At 74.5% G+C, this 18,239-nt stretch carries 20 protein-coding genes; 11 read left to right on the top strand and 9 right to left on the bottom strand.

Features of this window, described 5'->3' with window-relative positions:
- Positions 1–73: 73 nt before the first annotated feature.
- On the bottom strand, positions 74–1,003 hold the full coding sequence (locus LEP48_RS05645; RefSeq protein WP_225564601.1) for a DMT family transporter: 930 nt from the start codon (positions 1,001–1,003) through the stop codon (positions 74–76).
- Between the two features lie 85 nt (positions 1,004–1,088).
- Here LEP48_RS05645 and LEP48_RS05640 point away from each other — a divergent pair, with 85 nt between their 5' ends.
- Both LEP48_RS05640 and LEP48_RS05635 read left to right on the top strand, forming a co-directional pair.
- Positions 1,089–1,994: a LysR family transcriptional regulator gene (locus tag LEP48_RS05640; protein WP_225564600.1), complete on the top strand. Its 906-nt coding sequence runs from the start codon at positions 1,089–1,091 to the stop codon at positions 1,992–1,994.
- A 109-nt stretch (positions 1,995–2,103) separates the two neighbouring features.
- Positions 2,104–2,505 carry an FKBP-type peptidyl-prolyl cis-trans isomerase gene (locus LEP48_RS05635; protein ID WP_225564599.1) on the top strand — a complete coding sequence of 134 codons (402 nt, stop codon included), beginning with the start codon at positions 2,104–2,106 and terminating at the stop codon, positions 2,503–2,505.
- A 98-nt stretch (positions 2,506–2,603) separates the two neighbouring features.
- Here the strand turns inward: LEP48_RS05635 and LEP48_RS05630 are convergent, their stop codons facing one another.
- Positions 2,604–3,872: a class I SAM-dependent methyltransferase gene (locus LEP48_RS05630; protein ID WP_225564598.1), complete on the bottom strand. Its 1,269-nt coding sequence runs from the start codon at positions 3,870–3,872 to the stop codon at positions 2,604–2,606.
- Positions 3,873–3,950: 78 nt separating this feature from the next.
- Positions 3,951–4,358, bottom strand: coding sequence for a DUF5997 family protein (locus LEP48_RS05625; protein WP_225564597.1), 408 nt, complete (start codon positions 4,356–4,358; stop codon positions 3,951–3,953).
- Positions 4,359–4,409: 51 nt separating this feature from the next.
- On the opposite strand from LEP48_RS05625, the gene LEP48_RS05620 reads away from it, so the two are divergent.
- On the top strand, positions 4,410–5,345 hold the full coding sequence (locus LEP48_RS05620) for a LysR substrate-binding domain-containing protein (protein ID WP_225564596.1): 936 nt from the start codon (positions 4,410–4,412) through the stop codon (positions 5,343–5,345).
- Between the two features lie 87 nt (positions 5,346–5,432).
- Here the strand turns inward: LEP48_RS05620 and LEP48_RS05615 are convergent, their stop codons facing one another.
- A complete protein-coding gene (locus LEP48_RS05615) occupies positions 5,433–6,029 on the bottom strand; it encodes a biotin transporter BioY (protein WP_225564595.1) in 597 nt (198 codons plus the stop codon).
- 197 nt (positions 6,030–6,226) lie between these two features.
- Positions 6,227–7,750 (bottom strand): ATP-dependent DNA ligase, encoded by a 1,524-nt coding sequence (locus tag LEP48_RS05610; RefSeq protein ID WP_225564594.1) that lies wholly within the window; start codon positions 7,748–7,750, stop codon positions 6,227–6,229.
- A gap of 110 nt (positions 7,751–7,860) precedes the next feature.
- On the opposite strand from LEP48_RS05610, the gene LEP48_RS05605 reads away from it, so the two are divergent.
- A complete protein-coding gene (locus LEP48_RS05605; protein ID WP_225564593.1) occupies positions 7,861–9,144 on the top strand; it encodes an acyltransferase family protein in 1,284 nt (427 codons plus the stop codon).
- A gap of 9 nt (positions 9,145–9,153) precedes the next feature.
- On the opposite strand, the gene msrA is transcribed toward LEP48_RS05605, so the two are convergent.
- A complete protein-coding gene (gene msrA, locus LEP48_RS05600) occupies positions 9,154–9,828 on the bottom strand; it encodes a peptide-methionine (S)-S-oxide reductase MsrA (RefSeq protein ID WP_225564592.1) in 675 nt (224 codons plus the stop codon).
- Between the two features lie 147 nt (positions 9,829–9,975).
- Between msrA and LEP48_RS05595 the strand changes: the two genes are divergently transcribed.
- The 7 genes from LEP48_RS05595 (at position 9,976) to LEP48_RS05565 (ending at position 15,379) form a co-directional block, all read left to right on the top strand.
- On the top strand, positions 9,976–10,569 hold the full coding sequence (locus LEP48_RS05595; protein WP_225564591.1) for a YdeI/OmpD-associated family protein: 594 nt from the start codon (positions 9,976–9,978) through the stop codon (positions 10,567–10,569).
- A 38-nt stretch (positions 10,570–10,607) separates the two neighbouring features.
- Positions 10,608–11,855 carry an AI-2E family transporter gene (locus LEP48_RS05590; RefSeq protein WP_225564590.1) on the top strand — a complete coding sequence of 416 codons (1,248 nt, stop codon included), beginning with the start codon at positions 10,608–10,610 and terminating at the stop codon, positions 11,853–11,855.
- 2 nt (positions 11,856–11,857) lie between these two features.
- Positions 11,858–13,078: a threonine ammonia-lyase gene (ilvA, locus tag LEP48_RS05585; RefSeq protein ID WP_225564589.1), complete on the top strand. Its 1,221-nt coding sequence runs from the start codon at positions 11,858–11,860 to the stop codon at positions 13,076–13,078.
- 102 nt (positions 13,079–13,180) lie between these two features.
- Positions 13,181–13,351, top strand: a complete 171-nt coding sequence (locus LEP48_RS05580) for a hypothetical protein (RefSeq protein ID WP_225564588.1) — start codon at positions 13,181–13,183, stop codon at positions 13,349–13,351.
- Positions 13,351–13,764 (top strand): YciI family protein, encoded by a 414-nt coding sequence (locus LEP48_RS05575; RefSeq protein ID WP_225564587.1) that lies wholly within the window; start codon positions 13,351–13,353, stop codon positions 13,762–13,764. Before LEP48_RS05580 ends, LEP48_RS05575 begins: the two co-directional genes overlap by 1 nt.
- Positions 13,764–14,108 (top strand): YciI family protein, encoded by a 345-nt coding sequence (locus tag LEP48_RS05570; protein WP_225564845.1) that lies wholly within the window; start codon positions 13,764–13,766, stop codon positions 14,106–14,108. The genes LEP48_RS05575 and LEP48_RS05570 overlap by 1 nt, the downstream gene beginning before the upstream one ends.
- Positions 14,105–15,379 carry an RNA polymerase sigma factor gene (locus LEP48_RS05565; protein ID WP_225564586.1) on the top strand — a complete coding sequence of 425 codons (1,275 nt, stop codon included), beginning with the start codon at positions 14,105–14,107 and terminating at the stop codon, positions 15,377–15,379. Before LEP48_RS05570 ends, LEP48_RS05565 begins: the two co-directional genes overlap by 4 nt.
- Before the next feature lie 78 nt (positions 15,380–15,457).
- On the opposite strand, the gene LEP48_RS05560 is transcribed toward LEP48_RS05565, so the two are convergent.
- From LEP48_RS05560 to ectA, 3 genes are all read right to left on the bottom strand, one after another.
- Positions 15,458–15,862 carry an ectoine synthase gene (locus LEP48_RS05560; protein ID WP_225564585.1) on the bottom strand — a complete coding sequence of 135 codons (405 nt, stop codon included), beginning with the start codon at positions 15,860–15,862 and terminating at the stop codon, positions 15,458–15,460.
- Entirely contained in the window at positions 15,859–17,166 is a 1,308-nt protein-coding gene (gene ectB, locus LEP48_RS05555) for a diaminobutyrate--2-oxoglutarate transaminase (RefSeq protein WP_225564844.1), read from the bottom strand. The genes LEP48_RS05560 and ectB overlap by 4 nt, the downstream gene beginning before the upstream one ends.
- A gap of 159 nt (positions 17,167–17,325) precedes the next feature.
- Positions 17,326–17,877 carry a diaminobutyrate acetyltransferase gene (gene ectA, locus LEP48_RS05550; protein ID WP_225564584.1) on the bottom strand — a complete coding sequence of 184 codons (552 nt, stop codon included), beginning with the start codon at positions 17,875–17,877 and terminating at the stop codon, positions 17,326–17,328.
- Positions 17,878–18,239: the final 362 nt, after the last annotated feature.

The following is an 18,239-nucleotide window of genomic DNA, read 5'->3' as shown; positions in this document are numbered from 1 at the left end:
CCGGGCTCGGGAGTTGTCAGGCCCACGTGCACGGTGCGGTGCACCTGGTCCTGACAGCTCGCCGGCCCGGGGGCTAACGGCGGCGCAGGGTGGCGATGGCGACGCCGGTGAGGGCCAGCACGCCGCCCCCGAGGACGATCGGCGTGGGGACCTCGTCGAGGAGCACCCACGACATCAGCACCACCAGCGGGGGCACGGCGTAGGTCGACGCCGCGGTGCGGCCGGCGCTGGCGCGCGTCAGCACGTAGCCCCACGTGCTGAAGGCGATCGCCGTCGGGAAGATGCCGAGGTAGACCACGCCCAGCACGGACGACGTCGGGGCGACCGAGAGCTGGCTGACCAGCCCCGGGAGGAACGGCAGCGACGCGACCGTGCCGGCCAGGCAGCCCAGCCAGGTCATGGTGAGCGCGTCGAGGCGGGGCAGCAGGCGCTTCTGCAGCGTGGCGGCCCCCGCGTAGAGCACGGCAGCGGCGATGCCGAGGAGGACGCCGACCGCGTCGAAGCGGCCGGCCGACGTCGCGACGGCGATGACGACGACGCCCGCGAACGCCACGGCCATCCCGACGAGGAGCCGGCGGGGGAAGCCCTCGCCGAGCAGGAACCCGGCGAGGACGGCGACCAGCATCGGCGCCAGGTTGACGAGCAGGGCGGTGGTGCCGGCGTCGAGGTGCTGCTCGGCGGCGTTGAGCGCCAGGTTGTACCCGCCGAACCACGCCACGCCCCACACGACGACGAGCGCCAGCACGCGGCCCCGCGGGAGGCGCACCGGGGTGCCGCGGCGCAGGTGCACGACCCCGAGCATCACGGTGAGCGCGAGCGTGCCGACGGCGACCCGGCCCAGGGTGAGGGCCCCGGCGTCCAGGTCGTGCCCCACCGCCCGGATGCCGACGAACGCCGACGCCCACAGGACGACCGTGACCGCCATCGCGATGACGGTGAGCGCGTTGCCGGAGGTGCGAGGGCTCGCCGTCCCCTGCTGCGTGGGCGTGGGCATGGTTGTCATGACGACGATCCTCCATCCACCGCATGCGTGAGCACCAGTTCATATATCTACTGCATCGTTCAGTCGCGCTGTAACGTCGTGACCCATGATCGACGTCCACAGGCTCCGCATCTTCCGGTCGGTCGTCGCCAGCGGCTCGGTGGCCGCCGCGGCCGCCAACCTCGGCTACACGCCGTCGGCGGTGAGCCAGCACGTGACGGCCCTGCAGCGCGAGACCGGGCTCCAGCTGCTGGCCCGGCACGGACGGGGCGTGCGCCCGACGGCGGCGGGCACGGCGCTCGCCGCCCAGGCGGACGGCCTGCTGGCACGGCTGGGGGAGGTGGAGACGTTCGTCGCGGACCTGCGTTCCGGGCGTTCGGGCAGCCTGTCCATCGCGTACTTCGCGTCCGTCGGCGCGGCCTGGCTGCCGTCCGTGGTGAGCGCGCTGACGGCGGGGTATCCCGGCGTGCGGCTCGACCTCGAGCTCACGGAGGAGATCCCGAGCGACCCCGCGCGGCGAGCCGACCTGCAGCTCAGCGTGGCCTCGTCCGGCTTCGTGGCGGCGGCGGGCACCACGGCGCACCACCTGCTCGACGACCCGTACGTCGCCGTCCTGCCGCGGACGCACCCGCTGGCCGGCCGGTCCGAGATCGAGCTCGTCGAGCTGGTGGGCGAGCGGTGGATCGACAACGACTTCGCGCGGGGCTGGTGCCGCCGCAACCTGCTCGAGGCGTGCCGGTCGGCGGGTTTCGCGCCGTCGTTCGCGGTCGAGGCGCACGACTATCCGACGGCCGTCGCCTTCGTCGCGGCGGGCATCGGCATCACCGTGCTGCCCGCGCTCGGGGCGGCGCACCCGGCACCCGGCACGGTGGCGGTCCCGGTGGAGCGCCCGGTCCCCGTGCGGTCCATCTACGCGCTGGTGCAGGACGCCGTCGCCGACACGCCGCCCGTCCGGACGGCGCTCGCCGCCCTGCGGGACGCCGCGCGGACGTCGGTGCGCGTCGCTGCCTGACGTGGCGCCTGGCGTGCTCGCCGACGTGCTCGCCGACGTGTCCGCGTAGGCTTGACGGCGCACCGCCGCCGGGGAACCGGCGGCCCCCGGACGAAGATGAGGTACCTCCGTGACCACGCTCCCCACCGCCACCGGCAGCTTTGGCGACAAGCCTGAGATCACGTTCCCCACCCCCGACGCGCCCGCCGGCCTGCAGGTGCAGGTGCTTGAGGAGGGCACGGGCCCGGTGGTCGACGCCGGCCGCACCATCGTCGTGAACTACCTCGGCCAGACCTGGGGCGGCGGCGTCTTCGACAACTCGTACGACCGCGGCGCCACCATCGACTTCCCGATCGGCGTCGGCGCCGTCATCGGCGGCTGGGACAAGGGTCTCGTGGGCCGCAACGTGGGCGACCGCGTGCTGCTGTCCATCCCGGCCGAGCACGGCTACGGCCAGCGCGGCGTTCCGCAGGCCGGCATCCCGGGCGGTGCGACGCTCGTCTTCGTCGTCGACGTGGTCGACGTGCGCTGACCCGCACCGCCTCCGATCGCCGCACAGGTGGTCGGCACCGCTCTGCCGCCTCGTGAGGCCGCAGACCGGCGCCGGCCACCTGTGCGTCGCTCAGGGGGTCAGCGGCGGCGGGACCGGGTGACCGTGAACTTCGGGTTCTGGACGATGTGGACGGTGGGCCCGACGTCGCGCTGCAGCGCCTGCCGGTAGTGCAGCGCCGTGTTGAAGACGCACCACAGCTCGCCGCCCGGGCGCAGCGCCTTGCCCGCCGCGCGGAACATCCTATGGGCGGCGTCGGTGCGCACGGCGGCACGGTCGTGGAACGGCGGGTTGAGCAGGATCAGGTCCGCGCCCGCGCGGGGCAGGGCGGTGCCGGCGTCGTCGCGCAGCACCTGCACGCGGTCGCCGACGGCGTTCGCCCGAGCGGTCGCACGCGTCGAGGCCGTCGCGGCCGCCGACCTGTCGACGCCGATGACCCTGGCCTCGGGGTAGCGCAGCGCCAGCACGGCGGCGAGCAGTCCGGAGCCGCTGCCCAGGTCGACGGCGTCGTGCACGCGGTCGGGCGCCGGCCACCGGTCGGCCGTCGTCAGCAGGAACCGCGTGCCCAGGTCCAGCCCGGTGCCCGCGAACACCCCGCCGTGTGCGACCACGTCGACGTACGGTGCCCCGGACGCGTCGACCAGCTCGGCGTCGGTCAGCCGCGCGGTCGCGGGATAGGTCGGTGCGGCGTCGCGAGCACCCGGCCGGACGCCCGTCGCGACGAGCGCGCGCGACTTCTGGCGGGCCAGCGTGGCGTGCACGTCCGTGAACGACGCCGCCAGCACCTCGTTCATCGTGCGCGTCATGTGCTTGACGCGCCCGCCCGCGAGGACGGTGACGTCGTCGGCGGCGTACCGGGCCACGTGCTCCGCGATCTCGGTGAGCTCCGCGAGCGACGGCGGCAGCTGCAGCAGGACGACGCGCGCACCGGCGAGCAGCTCCTCGTCGAGGGTGTCGTGCAGCGTGACCTCGGCGGTCTCGCGCCCGCCGCGCGCGACGTCGAGCAGGTCGGCGTCGGCCAGGTGGTGCTCGACGGCGGCCTCGGCGGTGACGGTGTCGACGCACGACCGCACGTCCGGGGCGCCGAGGGTCACGGCCCCGAGCGTGAGCGCGCCGAACCGGTCACCGAGGACCACGACGTCGCCGGGCCCGGCCGTCGCGAGCAGGGGGGCCGCCTCGTCGAGCAGCAGCCGGTCGGTCGCGTCGACGGCGACGGGGCCGTCGGGCCGCGAGCCGTCCTCCGGCCAGGGGGCCATCGCGTCCAGGACGGCGGCGAGCCGGTCGGCCGAGGACGGCGTGGCGGGCGGCGTGGCGGGCGGCGTGGCGGACGGGTCGGGGTGAGGGTGCACGGCACCAGTCTCCCCGACGCGACCCTGCGCGGCGCGCAGTCGCCGCCGGACCACGCGGTCAGCGGCGGTCAGCGGGGGTCAGCGCGCCTTGCGCGCCTCGCGCTGCGCCTGCTCGGCCGCCCGGGTGGTCAGGCGGTCCTCCTCCTCGCGCACCTTCGCCGCGACCTCGCGCTCGGTGACCAGCCACGCGGGCGGGTCCTGGCGCAGCTCGTCGATCTGCTCGGTGGTCAGCGGGTCGGTGATGCCGCCGCGCGCGAGCCCGGCGATGGAGATGCCGAGCCGCCCGGCGACGACGGGACGCGGGTGCGGGCCGTTGCGGCGCAGGTCCGCGAGCCACTGCGGCGGGTCGGTCTCGAGCTCTTCGAGCTGGGCGCGGGTGATCCCGTGCTCCTGGAACTCGGAGGGTGTCGCGGGCAGGTACACCCCGAGCTTCTTCGCCGCGTTCGTCGGCTTGAGGACCTGCTGAGAGAAGGGGGTTCCGGCCATGGGTACAGGGTAGTCGGGAGCGTCCGTCCCGCAGCGCCGTAGCCTGATCCCGTGACCGACGACCCCACGGGTGCCGACCTCCCCGCCGACGACGACGCCACCGGTGAGGGGGCGGCCGACGCCGCACGCGACGACGGACGGCGCGTGTTCCGGCTGGCGTACGTGCCGGGCGCCACCCCCGGAAAATGGGCGCGGACCTGGCGGGACCGGCTGCCGGACGTCTACCTGGACCTCGTGCAGGTGCCCGCCGACGACGTCGCGGCCGAGCTCGCCGAGCGACGCGCGGACGCGGCGATCCTGCGGCTGCCCGTGGACCCGGATGTGCTGCACGCCATCCCGCTGTACGACGAGCTGCCGGTCGTGGTGGTCTCGCGCGACCACCTGCTGGCCGCCGCGGGCGAGGACGAGACGGTCGCGCCCGCGGACCTGGCGGACGACGTCGTGTGGTTGCCTCTCGACGACGTCCTGTTCGCCGGCGGCGGCCCCGTGCCCGGCCGGGCCCCGGAGGGATACGACGACGGCGCGGGTGGGGTGACGCAGCCCGAGCGGCCGGCCACCACGGCGGACGCGATCGCGCTGGTCGCCACCGGGGTCGGCGTCACCGTGGTACCGATGTCGCTGGCGCGGCTGCACCACCGCAAGGACGTGACGTTCCGCGTGCTCGACGGCGGCCCCACCGCTCCGGTGGGTCTGGGCTGGCTCGTGGACGGGTTGGACGACGAGACCTCGGAGCTGGTCGAGGAGCTGGTCGGCATCGTGCGGGGCCGCACGGCGAACAGCTCGCGCGGCCGGGCGGGTCGGGCGCGGGCCGAGGAGGCGGCCGCGGCGGCCGCGGCGGTGCCGAAGAAGGTCCGCGAGCCGCGGGCAGGACAGCCCGGCGGCAGGCCGCAGGCGCGAGGTGCGGGCCGCGGGCGTCCGCCGAGCGGGCGGTCCGGTGGCAAGCCGGGCATGCGGTCCGGCGGCAAGCCGCCCCGCGGCCGTCGCTAGCCGGCGGCTGCTGGCCGGTCTCCACGCTGGCCGGTCCCCACGCTGCCCGGCCGCGCGCCGTCGGGCGGCGTGGGGATCAGCGGCGGCTCAGCGGTCCCGGCGCGCGGTGATCGCCTCGGCGCCCTTCCACGCCAGGGGCATGAGCCCGGCGACGATGGCCGCCTTGACCAGGCCGGGCAGGACGAACGGGAAGAGACCCGCCGCCAGCGTGGCCTGCAGGTCGAGCCCGGCCACCGCGGCGAGCCACGGCAGGCCGACGAGGAAGGTGACGCCGGTGCCGGCGACGAACGTCAGGAGCGCCTTGGCGAAGGTGCGCTCCCAGCGGAGCTCGGCGAGCCGACCCACGAGGGCGGCGGCGAGGACGAACCCGACGATGTAGCCCCCCGTGGGCCCGAGCACCACGGCCATGCCGCTGGATCCTTCGGAGAAGACCGGGAACCCGACCAGGCCGAGCAGCGCGTACACGCTCATCGACATCGCGCCGCGGGTGGCGCCGAGCGTGGCTCCCACGAGCAGCACGGCCATCGTCTGACCGGTGATCGGGACCAGCGGCAGGGGCACGTAGACCTGGGCGAGGAGGGCGGTGATCGCCGCTCCGCCCAGCACGAGGCCGGCGTCGGTGGCGAGCGACCGGGGGAGCACCCGGTCGGCGAGCAGGGCGGGGTGCTGGGCGATCGTGGTCACGGGCTGCCTCTCGGTGGGGACTGTGGCCGCCGGCGGGCGCCGACCCCTCGACGCTAGCGACCGTGACGCCCCAGGTCACGAGTGGAGAACCTCCTGGCTTCGACCCCGTTCGTTGTCGGTGAGGACGGTCTTGGTGCGGCCCCCACCACCGGCGCCGACGTTGCTTGTGGGGATCCACCACGTGGCTCCGGGCTCGCTCAGGAGCCCAGCGCTCGCACGGTGTCGAGCGTGTCCGCCTCGGCGGCGGGCTTGTCGTCGCGGTAGCGCAGCACGCGGGCGAACCGCAGCGCCATCCCGCCGGGATAGCGGGTGGAGCGCTGGACGCCGTCGAAGGCGATCTCGACCACCTGCTCGGGCCGCACGTGCACGACGTGCCCCTCGCGGTGCGTCTCCAGCCCCAGGAACCGCTCGGTCTGCCAGGTGAGCATCTCGTCGGTCATGCCCTTGAACGTCTTGCCGAGCATCACGAAGTCTCCCGACGCGGGGTCGCGCGCACCCAGCCAGATGTTCGACAGCCACCCCTGCCGGCGCCCGGAGCCCCACTCGACGGCGAGCACGACGAGGTCCAGGGTGTGCCGCGGCTTGACCTTCACCCACGCGGTGCCGCGGCGCCCGGCCTCGTACGGCGCGTCGAGGGCCTTGATCACCAGGCCTTCCTGGCCGGCGGCGACGGTCGCCGTGAAGTACTCCGCGAGGTCGTCGAGGTCGGCGGAGAACAGCCGCGGCACGATCGCGTCGGGCGGCACGACGTCGTCCAGCACCGCCAGCCGCTCGGAGGTGGGGGCGTCGATCAGGTCGGTGCCGTCGTGGTGCAGCACGTCGAAGAACCGGACGGTGAGCGGCATGGTCGTGACGCCGTCCGTCTCGTGGGTGCCGGTGCGTGCCGCCGTGTCCTGGAACGGCCGGGGGCGGCCGGCGTCGTCGAGCAGCAGCGCCTCGCCGTCGAGCACGACCGCGCGCACGTCGAGCGACCGGGCGAGCGCGACCACCTCGGGCAGGCGTTCGGTGATGTCGTCCAGCGAGCGGGTGAAGACGGCGACGTCGTCCCCGGTGCGGTGCACCTGCACCCGGATGCCGTCGAGCTTGGTGTCGGCGGCGACCTGTGCGCCGCCGAACCGCTCGAGCGCGGCCGCGACGTCCGGCGCGGACGACGCCAGCATGGGCCGGACCGGGCGCCCCGGCTCGAGCCGGAACGCGGCGAGCGCGTCCGCGCCCCCCGCCAGCGCGGCCCGGGCGATGGGCCCGGAGTAGGCGCTGAACATCGCCGCCCGCCGTACCCGTGCGAGGGGCACCTCGGCCGCCGCGGCGATCGCGTCGAGCAGGAGCGAGTCGAGCGCGCCCTGGCGCAGCTCGCCCAGGACGAGCCGACGTACGAAGTCCTGCTCGTCGGCGGTGGCCAGCGCGAACAGCTCGGCGACGGCGGCCAACCGCGCCGTCTGCGAGCCCGCGCCCGCGAACGCGGCGAACCGCGACAGCGCCTCGTCGACGTCGAGCGGGCTCAGCGACGGCTCGAGGGCCGGGGCGGGGAGCCGGGCCAGCGTCCGCCATCCGAGCCCGGTGCGCCGCTGCCGCGGGCGCCCGGACAGGAACGCCGCGACCACCTCGACCTCGTCGCCCGGGTCGGCCGACCGGAGCGCACCGGCGAGCAGCTCGCGCTTGCGCAGCCGCGAGCGCGTCGCGGCGACGGCGGCGTGCGTGGTGACGACCTCGGAGAGGAGCACGCGTCGATCGTCGCACCGGCACCCGACAACGTCGCGTCGTGTGGTCCTCGCCACACCGGGCCGGTGGCGGCTCTTGCTCGCACGACGAGCGGTGCAGGACGATGGCTGTCGTGCAGCCACCGGACGGCGTGGTCCCCGGCGCGGCCGCCGACGGGTCCGTCCGGGCACCCGCGCGGCGACCGGAGCTCGACGCGCTGCGGGCGGTCGTCGTGCTGGGGCTCGTGCTGTTCCACTCCGCCCTGGTGTTCGACGCGAGCGACCCGGACTTCTACGTCAAGAACGAGACCACGACCGACGTCACGACCGTGCTCGCGGGCCTGGTGGTGGTGTGGGCGATGCCCGCGCTGTTCACGGTCTCGGGCTGGGCGGCGCGACGCTCGCTGGCCCACCGGACGACGGCGGGGTTCGTGCGGGAGCGCCTGTTGAGGCTCGGGGTACCGCTGCTCGTCGCGACCGTGCTGCTGCTGCCGTTCCCGGTGTGGGTGCGTGAGCGCACGCGGTCCGCCTCCGACCTGTCCTACCCGGAGTTCTACCCGCGGTTCTTCGACGTCCGGGTCGAGCTCGCCGAGGCGCCGTTCGTCGTGCAGGGCGAGCACTTCGAGTCGGGGCACCTGTGGTTCGTGGTGCTGCTGCTCGCGTGGTCGTCGCTGCTGGCGCTCGCGGTCGCCGTGGTTCCGCGGCTGGCGGCCCCGGGCGGGCACGACGGCGTGGTGCGGGCCGTGCGGACGCGCGGCGCCGTCCTGCTCCCGGCCCTGGTGCTGGCGCTCGTGTGCGCGGTCGGGGGCCTGGAGCAGGAGTACGCCGGCTGGCCCCGCTGGACCTACCTCGCGTTCTTCGCCGGGGGCGTCGTGCTGGGCGGCGACGAGCGGCTCCGGGCGGTGCTGCGCCGGGACGCCGCGCTCGCGGGCGCCGCGGGCGCGGTCGTGTACGGCGGCGGGCTGGCGGCGTTCCTCACGGCCGACGCCGCAGGCTCCGACCCGTTCACCGGCGACGCCGGGGCGTCCGTGGCCTTCCGTGCGCTGTTCGGCGCCGCGGGCTGGCTGTTCGTCGTCGCGATCCTCGGCGGCCTGGACCGCCGCGCCCTGCGCCGCTCGGCCGCGCGGATCTCCGCGGCGGAGGGAGGGGCCCAGGGAGCGGCGGAGGACGCGGCGGGGTACCGGCCCGGCACGAGCGGGCGCGCGTACGCCTACCTGCTCGCTGCCGTCCTCCCGCTGTACGTGCTGCACCAGCCGGTCGTGGTGGGCGTGGCCGCGCTCGTCGTCCCGTGGCGGGCCCCGATCGCCGTCGAGCTGGCGGTCGTCGTGCTCGCGTCCTCCGCCGTCCTGCTGGTGGTGTACGACCTCGGCGTGCGACGCTGGCGCGTCACACGCCGGGCGTTCGGCATGCGCCCCTGAGCCCGCGGCTCAGGCGGCGTCGGGGAACGGGACGCCCGTGGTGGCGTGGCACCGGTAGCCGTGCGGGTTCTTGTCGAGGTACTCCTGGTGGGCGTCCTCGGCGTAGTAGAACGGCCCCGCCTCGGCGGCCGGACGCAGCTCGGTGGTGATGGGGTCGTAGCCCTTCGCGGCGAGCACCTCGGCGTAGGTCTCCGCGGTCTCGCGCACCGCCTGCTCCTGCTCGGGCGTGGTCCAGTAGACGGCGGACCGGTACTGGGTGCCGACGTCGTTGCCCTGCCGGTAGCCCTGCGTCGGGTCGTGCCGCTCCCAGAAGAGCTTGAGCAGCTCTGCCTCGGTGACCTGCGTGGGGTCGTACGCCACGAGCGTGGTCTCCGCGTGTCCGGTGCGCGCGCTGCACACCTCCTCGTACGTCGGGTTCGGCGTCGCGCCGCCCATGTACCCGACGGCGGTGGTCACGACGCCGGGGACCTGCCAGTAGATCTCCTCGGCGCCCCAGAAGCACCCCATCGCCAGGTAGAGCACGCGCGTGCCGACGGGCCACGGGCCGGTGATCGACGTGCCCAGCACCGTGTGCGGGCGCGGGGCGGGCAGCACCGGCGACGCGCGGCCGGGCAGAGCGTCCTCGGGCGCGATCATCGTGGTCCTGCCGGAACGGCCGAGCAGCTGGTCGAAGATCGAGCTCATCGCGTTACCTCCATAGGTCGTCCAGGGGCCGGAAGCGCACTCCGGGCCCGACAGTCGCAACGGCGTCGTCGGCCCGGATGTTCCGAGCGGTGCGTGCCTGCCGGAACCGCGAGCCCGACGAGGTCGCCGTCCGCTAGCGTGACGCACGTGACAGACCTCCCGGACCAGCTGGTCCTGCCGGACGCCGCGGCGTGGCGCGCGTGGCTCGACCAGCACGAGGACACCTGCCCCGACGGGGTGTGGCTGGTGCTCGCCAAGAAGGGGCGCCCGGCACCGACGACGCTCACGCACGCCACCGCGCTCGCGGAGGCGCTGTGCAGCGGCTGGATCGACGCGCAGGGTCGCGGCCTCGGCGCCGACACGATGCTCCAGCGGTTCTGCCCGCGCCGGTCGCGCAGCCGGTGGTCGGCACGCAACGTGGAGATCGTCGGCCGGCTCACCGAGGAGGGCCGGATGCGGCCTCGCGGCCTGGCGGAGGTCGCCCGCGCGCAGGAGGACGGGCGCTGGGAGGCGGCGTACCAGGGGCCGGCGACCATCGAGGTGCCGCCGGAGCTGGCGGAGGCGCTCGGGGAGAACCCGGTGGCGCAGGAGGCGTTCGCCGCGCTGTCGTCCCAGAACCGGTACGCGATCCTGTACCGCCTGGCGACGGCGAAGAAGCCGGAGACACGCACCCGCAACATCGCCAAGTACGTCGCCATGCTCGAGCGGGGCGAGACCCCGCACCCGCCGCGCCGCACCTGACGGGCGTCGCCCTGACCTTGCCGCTTAAGGTGTGGCACGTGAACGCACCAACGACGTCCTCGGGCGAAGAGACCGTGCCGCGAAGCGTCCGTGCCGCGGCCGGGTGGTCCTGGCGGCTGCTGCTCATCGCCGCGGCCGTCGCCGGGGTGCTGTGGCTGCTGGCGGTCCTCAAGACGATCGTCGTGCCGGTGGCCATCGCGCTGCTGCTCACCGTCCTGCTCGCGCCGGCGCGCCGGACGCTGGAGCGCTGGCACGTGCGGCGGGGCCTCGCCACGGCCATCGCGGTCGTGGGCCTCATCGTGCTGGTCGGCGCCCTGATCACGCTCGCCGGCCGGTCGATCGTGGGGGGCTTCCAGGACCTTGCCGACCAGGCGGTCGCCGGTTTCGAGCAGTTCACCACCTGGCTCGCCGAAGGCCCGCTGAGCCTGGACTCCAAGCAGATCTCCGAGTATGGGCAGCAGCTGCAGGACTCCGCCGTGGCGGGCTCCGGCCTGGTCTCCGGCGCCCTGGGCGCCGCCACGACCGTGGGGCACGTCCTCGTGGGGGCGCTCATCGCGCTGTTCTGCACGATCTTCTTCCTGCTCGACGGCCGCAGCATCTGGACCTGGCTGGTCAACCTGCTGCCCGTGGGGGCCCGCGAGCCCGTGCACCAGGCGGGCCGTCGCGGCCTGGTCACGCTGTCCGCCTACGTGCGCACGCAGATCCTCGTGGCCTTCGTCGACGCCGTCGGCATCGGGGTCGGCTCTGCGTTCTTCGTCCCGGCGCTCGCGCTGCCGATCGGCGTCCTCGTCTTCATCGGGTCGTTCGTGCCGATCATCGGCGCGATCGTCACCGGCGCGATCGCCACCGCCGTCGTGCTCGTGGCCAACGGCTGGGTCGCCGCCCTGATCATGCTCGGCATCGTGCTGCTGGTGCAGCAGGCGGAGAGCCACATCCTGCAGCCGTTCCTCATGGGTCACGCCGTGTCGCTGCACCCCGTGGCCGTGGTGCTCGTGGTGGCGGCGGGCTCGCTGGCCGCGGGGATCGTCGGGGCGCTGTTCGCCGTGCCGGTCGCTGCCGTGCTCAACACCGTGCTGCTCTACCTGCACGGCCACGACAAGTTCCCCGAGCTCGGCACCGAGGACCATCTGCCGCTGCTCCGGAGAAGACCCCAGCTGCCCGGTACCCTGCTCTGGTCAGGGCGGTCGACGTCGCGCGGCGACGCGCCGGGCGACACGGCGGGCCCTCGGGACGGCGCCGCTGCCGCGCCCGCCCCTGACGCGGGCAACCCAGGAGAGAACAGGTAGTAGTGGACCACCCCCCGATCGACCGAGTCACCCTCGACGACGTGCGGGCCGCGGCCCGGCTGCTGGACGGCGTCATCACCAGGACGCCGATCGAGCCGTTCCGCGCCGCGTCCGAGATCGCCGGGGCGCCCGTCGTCCTCAAGTGCGAGAACCTCCAGCGCGCCGGGTCGTTCAAGATCCGCGGCGCGTACACGCGACTGAGCCGCATGTCGGACGAGGAGAAGGCACGCGGCGTGGTCGCCGCCAGCGCCGGCAACCACGCCCAGGGCGTGGCGCTCGCGGCGCAGATGCTCGGCATCCACGCCATCGTGTACATGCCGACCGACGCGTCGGTGCCCAAGCTCGTCGCCACGCGCGGTTACGGCGCCGAGGTGCGCCAGGTGGGCACCAGCGTCGACGAGGCGCTGGTCGCGGCCCGGGCCGAGGCCGCCCGCTCCGGACGCACCCTCATCCACCCGTTCGACCACCTGGACGTCGTCACCGGGCAGGGCACGGTCGCGCTCGAGATCCTGGAGCAGGTGCCCGACGTCGGCACGGTCGTCGTGCCGCTCGGCGGCGGTGGCCTGGTGGCGGGCATCGCCACCGTGCTCGCCGAGGCCGCGCCGCACGTGCGGGTCATCGGCGTCCAGGCCGAGTCCGCCGCGGCGTACCCGGCGTCGCTCGCGGCCGGCCGCCCGCTGTCCGCGTCCCTCGGCACGACCATGGCGGACGGCATCGCCATCGGGACCCCGGGCGACGTGCCGTTCGAGGTGCTGGTGCGCCTCGGCGTGGAGGTCCGCACCGTCTCCGAGGAGCAGATGTCCCGCGCGCTGCTGCTCGTCGCGGAGCGGGGCAAGCAGATCGTCGAGCCGTCGGGGGCGGCGGGGGTCGCGGCCGTGGTGGCCGCCGAGCCGGGGTCGCTGCCGGGCACCGTCGTCCCGGTCCTCACCGGCGGCAACATCGACCCGCTCCTGCTCGTGCGGGTGGTGCAGCACGGCCTGGTGGCCGCCGGCCGGTACCTGCAGCTGCACGTGCGTATCGACGACAGGCCGGGCTCCCTCGCCGTCCTGCTCGACACCATCGCCGGCACGGGAGCCAACATCGTGCAGGTGGAGCACACCCGGACGGACACGTCCCTGACGGTGTCGCAGGTGCTCGTGAACGTCCAGCTCGAGACCAAGGGGCTGGAGCACTGCACCGCGGTCGTCGACAAGCTGCGAGGCGCCGGCTTCGACGTCGCCTGAGCTCTTTGTCTTCGTGAGCGGCGAGGTGTCGATCCGGTCGCTCCCCGTTCGTCGTCCTGATGACACGGCCGCACGGGCCGTGCAGGAGGGAAGGGGTGCGCGATGAGCTTTCTGGAAGCGATCCTGGATGCCGACCGCATCGTGCGGCCGGGCTGGCGCGGCGGCTACCGTGACGGGCGCGTCGTCGGCGACGGCATCGAGGCCGCCGACGTGGCGTTCTACGGGCCGATGGTGCTCCGCCGGCCCACGACGACCGGGACCCAGGAGGACTGATGCGCTACCTGATGCTGGTGCTGAGCACGCCGGACGACGCCGAGGTGGGCAGCGAGGGCACGGACGGCGTGCCCCGCATCGAGGACTGGGTGGACCGTCACTACGGCAGCGGCGCCGCCGTGCTGGGCGACCGCCTGCGCCCCCCGGAGGACGCCGTCGGCGTGCGGGTGCGGGGCGGGCGCGTCGTCGTCACCGACGGCCCGTACTCCGAGACCAAGGAGGCCATCGGCGGGTTCGACGTGTTGGACGCGCCGGACCTGGACACCGCGATCGCCATCGCGTCCGAGCACCCGATGGCCTACGCGGGCGCGATCGAGCTCCGGCCGTTCTGGCCCCTCGAGGTCGCTGATGCGGCCGGCGGCGATGTCACGGCCGGCGGCGAACCCGCCGGCGCGGGGAAGGGCGGCGCGTGATGCGGTACCTCTTCCTGGTGCGGGAGCCCGACACGCCCGACCGTGGGCCCGACGCGGACATCGAGGACTGGGTGCGCCGGCACGACGCCGACGGCTCGCGCGTGCTGGGGGAGCGGCTGCGGCCCGCCGCGGACGTCCGCCAGGTGCGGGTGTCGGGCGGGCGGACCGTGGTGACCGACGGGCCGTTCGCCGAGGCGAAGGAGGTGATCGGCGGGTTCGACGTCGTCGAGGCCCCCGACCTCGCCGCGGCGCTCGCGATCGCCGCGGAGCACCCCGGTTCGTGGGGCGGCGGGACCGTCGAGGTGCACCCGTTCTGGCCGACCGAGGAGGCCGGGGCGGAGTGACGGCGGCGGCCGCCGCCGCCGAGGACGCGTTCCGCAGCGAGTGGGGGCGCGTCCTCGGTGCGGTGGCGCGCAGCACCGGCGACCTGGACCTGGCCGAGGAGTCGGCGCAGGAGGCGTTCGCGACCGCGCTGCGCACGTGGGTGCGCGACGGCGTCCCCGACGCTCCGGGCGCGTGGCTCACGACGACGGCGCGCCGGCACGCGATCGACGTGCTGCGCCGCCGCCGGACGGAGAGCGAGAAGACCGCGACGGCGGCCCGGCTCGCGGCCCCGCTCCAGGCCCCGCTCCAGGATGCCGCCCCTGACGACGGCCCGAGCGACCCCGACGGTGACCTGCTGCGGCTGCTGTACACCTGCTGCCACCCTGCGCTGCCGCTCGAGGGGCGGGTCGCCCTGACGCTCCGCTCGCTCACCGGCATGACCACGGCCCAGGTGGCGCGGGCGTTCCTCGTCCCGGAGGCCACGATGGCGCAGCGCCTGGTGCGGGCCAAGCGGCGCATCCGTGCCACCGGCATCACGTTCCGCGTGCCGCCGCCGGCACTGCGGGGCGAGCGCACCGCCGACGTCCTGGTCGTCCTGTACCTGCTGTTCACCGAGGGTTACGACGCCTGGGCGGAGCCCGCCCACGACGTCGCCGGGGGAGTCGAGCGCCGAGCCCTGGCCGACGACGCGGTACGACTGGTGCGGCTCGCGACGCGGTTGCTGCCCGACGAGCCGGAGGTGCGCGGGCTGCTCGCGCTGCTGCTCCTGCAGCACGCCCGTCGCGACGCCCGCAGCGGCCCCGACGGCACGACGAGCACGCTCGCCGAGCAGGACCGGTCGCTCTGGCGGGACGACGAGATCGCCGACGGGCTGCGCGAGCTGGACACGGCCCTCGCCGTCGGGCGGCCCGGGCCGTACCAGGTGCAGGCGGCGATCGCGGCCCTGCACTGCCGGGCGCCCACGGCCGCCGCGACGGACTGGGCCGAGGTGCTCGCGCTCTACGACGTGCTGCTGGCGATGACGCCGTCGCCCGTGGTGGCGCTCAACCGCGCCGTCGCCCTCGCCGAGGTCCACGGGCCTGCGGCCGGGCTCGCCGCGATCGACGACCTCGCCGAGGAGCCGGCGCTCGTGGGCTACCACCTGCTGCCCGCCGTCCGGGCGGAGCTGCTCGCCCGGGCGGGCCGGCCCGACCAGGCCGCCGCCGCTCTGCGGGCCGCGCTCGACGTGGTCGACCGCGAGGGCGACCGCCGCCTGCTGCGTCGCCGCCTGGCCGCCCTGACAACGTGGTGAGCGGACGGCATGTCCTGTGACCGACCGGTCACAGGGCATGCCGTCCGCTCACCACGTCTCGAGGGGCGCGGGGCGCCGTCAGACGGTGGCGGTCTCCGGCTCGGTGACGAGCGGGTAGACGCCGTTCTCGTCGTGGACCTCGCGGCCGGTGACCGGCGGGTTGAAGACGCAGACGCACGTGATCTCGGTGCGCGGGCGCACCTTGTGCTTGTCGTGGTCGTTCAGCAGGTACAGCGACCCGGGCCGCAGCTGGTGCACCTCACCGGTGGCGAGGTCCTCGATCTCGCCCTCGCCCGAGGTGATGAACACCGCCTCGATGTGGTTCGCGTACCAGAAGAAGCTCTCCGTGCCCGCGTAGAGGGTCGTCTCGTGCACCGAGAACCCGACGCCCTCCTTGGCGAGGACGATGCGCTTGGAGCGCCAGTTCTCGCTCTTGACGTCGGCGTCGGTGTCGGTGATCTCGTCGAGGTTGCGGACGATCATGCGTCCTCCTTCGTGTAGGGGGCGAGGGGGGTCAGGACGGCGCCGACGGACTCGCTGAGGATCTTCAGCCCGCGCTGCAGCTCGTCGTCGGTGATCGTCAGCGGCGGCAGGAGCTTGACCACCTCGCCCCGCGGGCCGGACGTCTCCAGCAGCAGCCCGCGCTCGAACGCCTCGGTGGTCACGCGGTCGGCGAGCTCGCCGTCGGACAGCTGCAGCCCGCGCGCCAGGCCTCGGCCCTTCGCGACCATCTGGTCGTCGCCGTAGCGCGCGACGAGCGAGTTGAAGTGCGCCTCGATGAAGGCACCCTTGCGCAGGGTCTCCTTCTCGAGCGTGTCGTCCGACCAGAACAGGCGCAGTGCCTCCGACGCGGTGGCGAACGCCGGGGCGAACCCGCGGAACGTGCCGTTGTGCTCGCCCGGCTCCCAGATGTCGAGGTCGGGGCGCACCAGGGTCAGGGCCATCGGCAGGCCGTAGCCGGAGATCGACTTCGACAGGCAGATGATGTCCGGGACGATGCCGGCCTCCTCGAACGAGAAGAACCCGCCCGTGCGGCCGCAGCCCATCTGGATGTCGTCGAGGATGAGCAGGATGCCGTGGCGCTTGCACAGGTCCGCGAGGCCGCGGAGCCACTCGGCGCGCGCCGCGTTGATGCCGCCCTCGCCCTGCACCGTCTCCACGATGACGGCGGCCGGCTCGTTGAGACCGCTGCCCCCGTCCTCGAGCAGCCGCTCGAGGTAGACGAAGTCGGGGACGTCGCCGTCGAAGTAGTCGTCGTACGGCATGGGGGTGGCGTGCACCAGCGGGATGCCGGCGCCGCCGCGCTTCATGGAGTTGCCGGTGACGGACAGCGCGCCCAGGGTCATGCCGTGGAACGCGTTGGTGAAGTTGATGACGGACTCGCGGCCCGTCACCTTGCGCGCCAGCTTGAGCGCGGCCTCGACGGCGTTGGCACCGCCCGGGCCGGGGAAGACGACCTTGTGGTCCAGGCCCCGCGGGGCGAGCACGTGGTCGCGGAACGTCTCGAGGAACTCCCGGCGCGCCGTCGTCAGCATGTCCAGGGTGTGCACCATGCGGTCGTCCATGAGGTAGTCGACCAGCACCTGCTTGAGCCGCGGCTCGTTGTGCCCGTAGTTGAGGGACCCCGCGCCGGCGAAGAAGTCGAGGTACGCGGTGCCGTCCTCCGCGTACACGGTGGAGCCCTGGGCACGGTCGAACACCACGGGCCAGGCTCGGGAGTAGCTGCGGACCTCGGACTCGAGCGCTGTGAAACCGGTCGGGTCGTCAGCGGCGTCGGCCTCGGTCATCGGGACGGTCGGGGTGGTCACGAAGGACCCTCCTATGGGGTGGTGCGCGCCGGTGCGGTGATGGGAGAGGGGTGGGCTGCGTCGTCACCTGCGCGCCGAACCGGCGCAGCCCGAGTCGTGAGGGCGCCCAGGACGGGCGCCGTCAGGAAGGAAGGTGGGTCAGTGCCCGGGATCGGCGCCGGCGAGCGGCACCAGCGGCTCGATGACGAGCAGGGGCTCGGCGTCGTGCCCGTCCGGGAAGTGCGCGGCGGTGAAGCCCTCGCGCTCGGTGAGCGCGGCGCCGCGCCGCTGCGCCCAGCGGCTGAACAGACGCCGCGAGGCGGCGTTGTCCGTGGTCACGGTGGTCTCGAGCCGGGTGATGCCGTCGGTCTCGTCGACGGCCGCGTCGAGCAGCCGCGCTGCGACACGCCGGCCGCGGAGCCGCTCGTCGACGGCGACCTGCCACACGAAGAGGGCGCTCGGATCCTGCGGGAGCCGGTAGGCGGCCACGAAGCCGACCGCGTCGTCGCCGGCGAACGCCACCCTGCACGTGTCGGCGAAGTGCGTCGCGAGCAGGAGGTAGGCGTAGGAGGTGTTGAGGTCCAGGGTCCCCGAGTCGCGGGCGAGGCGCCACATGGCGCCCCCGTCCGCCGTCGTCGGTGGCCGGACGGTCAGCTCGAGCGTCGTGCTGTCGGTCGGGTGGTCGGTCGTTGCGGTGTCCGTCGTGTCCATACCGCCATCGACCATAGGCGTTCTCGAGGCCGAGCAACACCTCTCTCATGACCGACCGGCCTCGACGGGGTGCGCTCCACCCCGGAAGAATCGTTGTCAGGTCACGGTTTCCCCCGGATCGTCGAGCCCGGGTATTTCCCACGTCATGTCGTCTCACATGGCGAGAAGCAAGGTGTCCATAGTGACGGCGGTCTCAGTGCGACCGGGGGGCGCGGGTACGGGCGCCGGCAGCATTGCCGACAGCGGGGGCCCGGTACGGACGACGACGGGCGGGGGGGGGCGGGGGGGGGGGGGGGCCCCCCCCCGGGGGGGGGGGGGGGGGGGGGGGGGGGGGCCCCGGGGGGGGGGGGGCCCGGCGGGCG

The organism is Isoptericola luteus, from assembly GCF_020297055.1.
GTDB lineage: Bacteria > Actinomycetota > Actinomycetes > Actinomycetales > Cellulomonadaceae > Isoptericola > Isoptericola luteus.
Note: the sequence above shows the minus strand (reverse complement) of the source record. Positions and strands in the feature narration are given on the sequence as shown.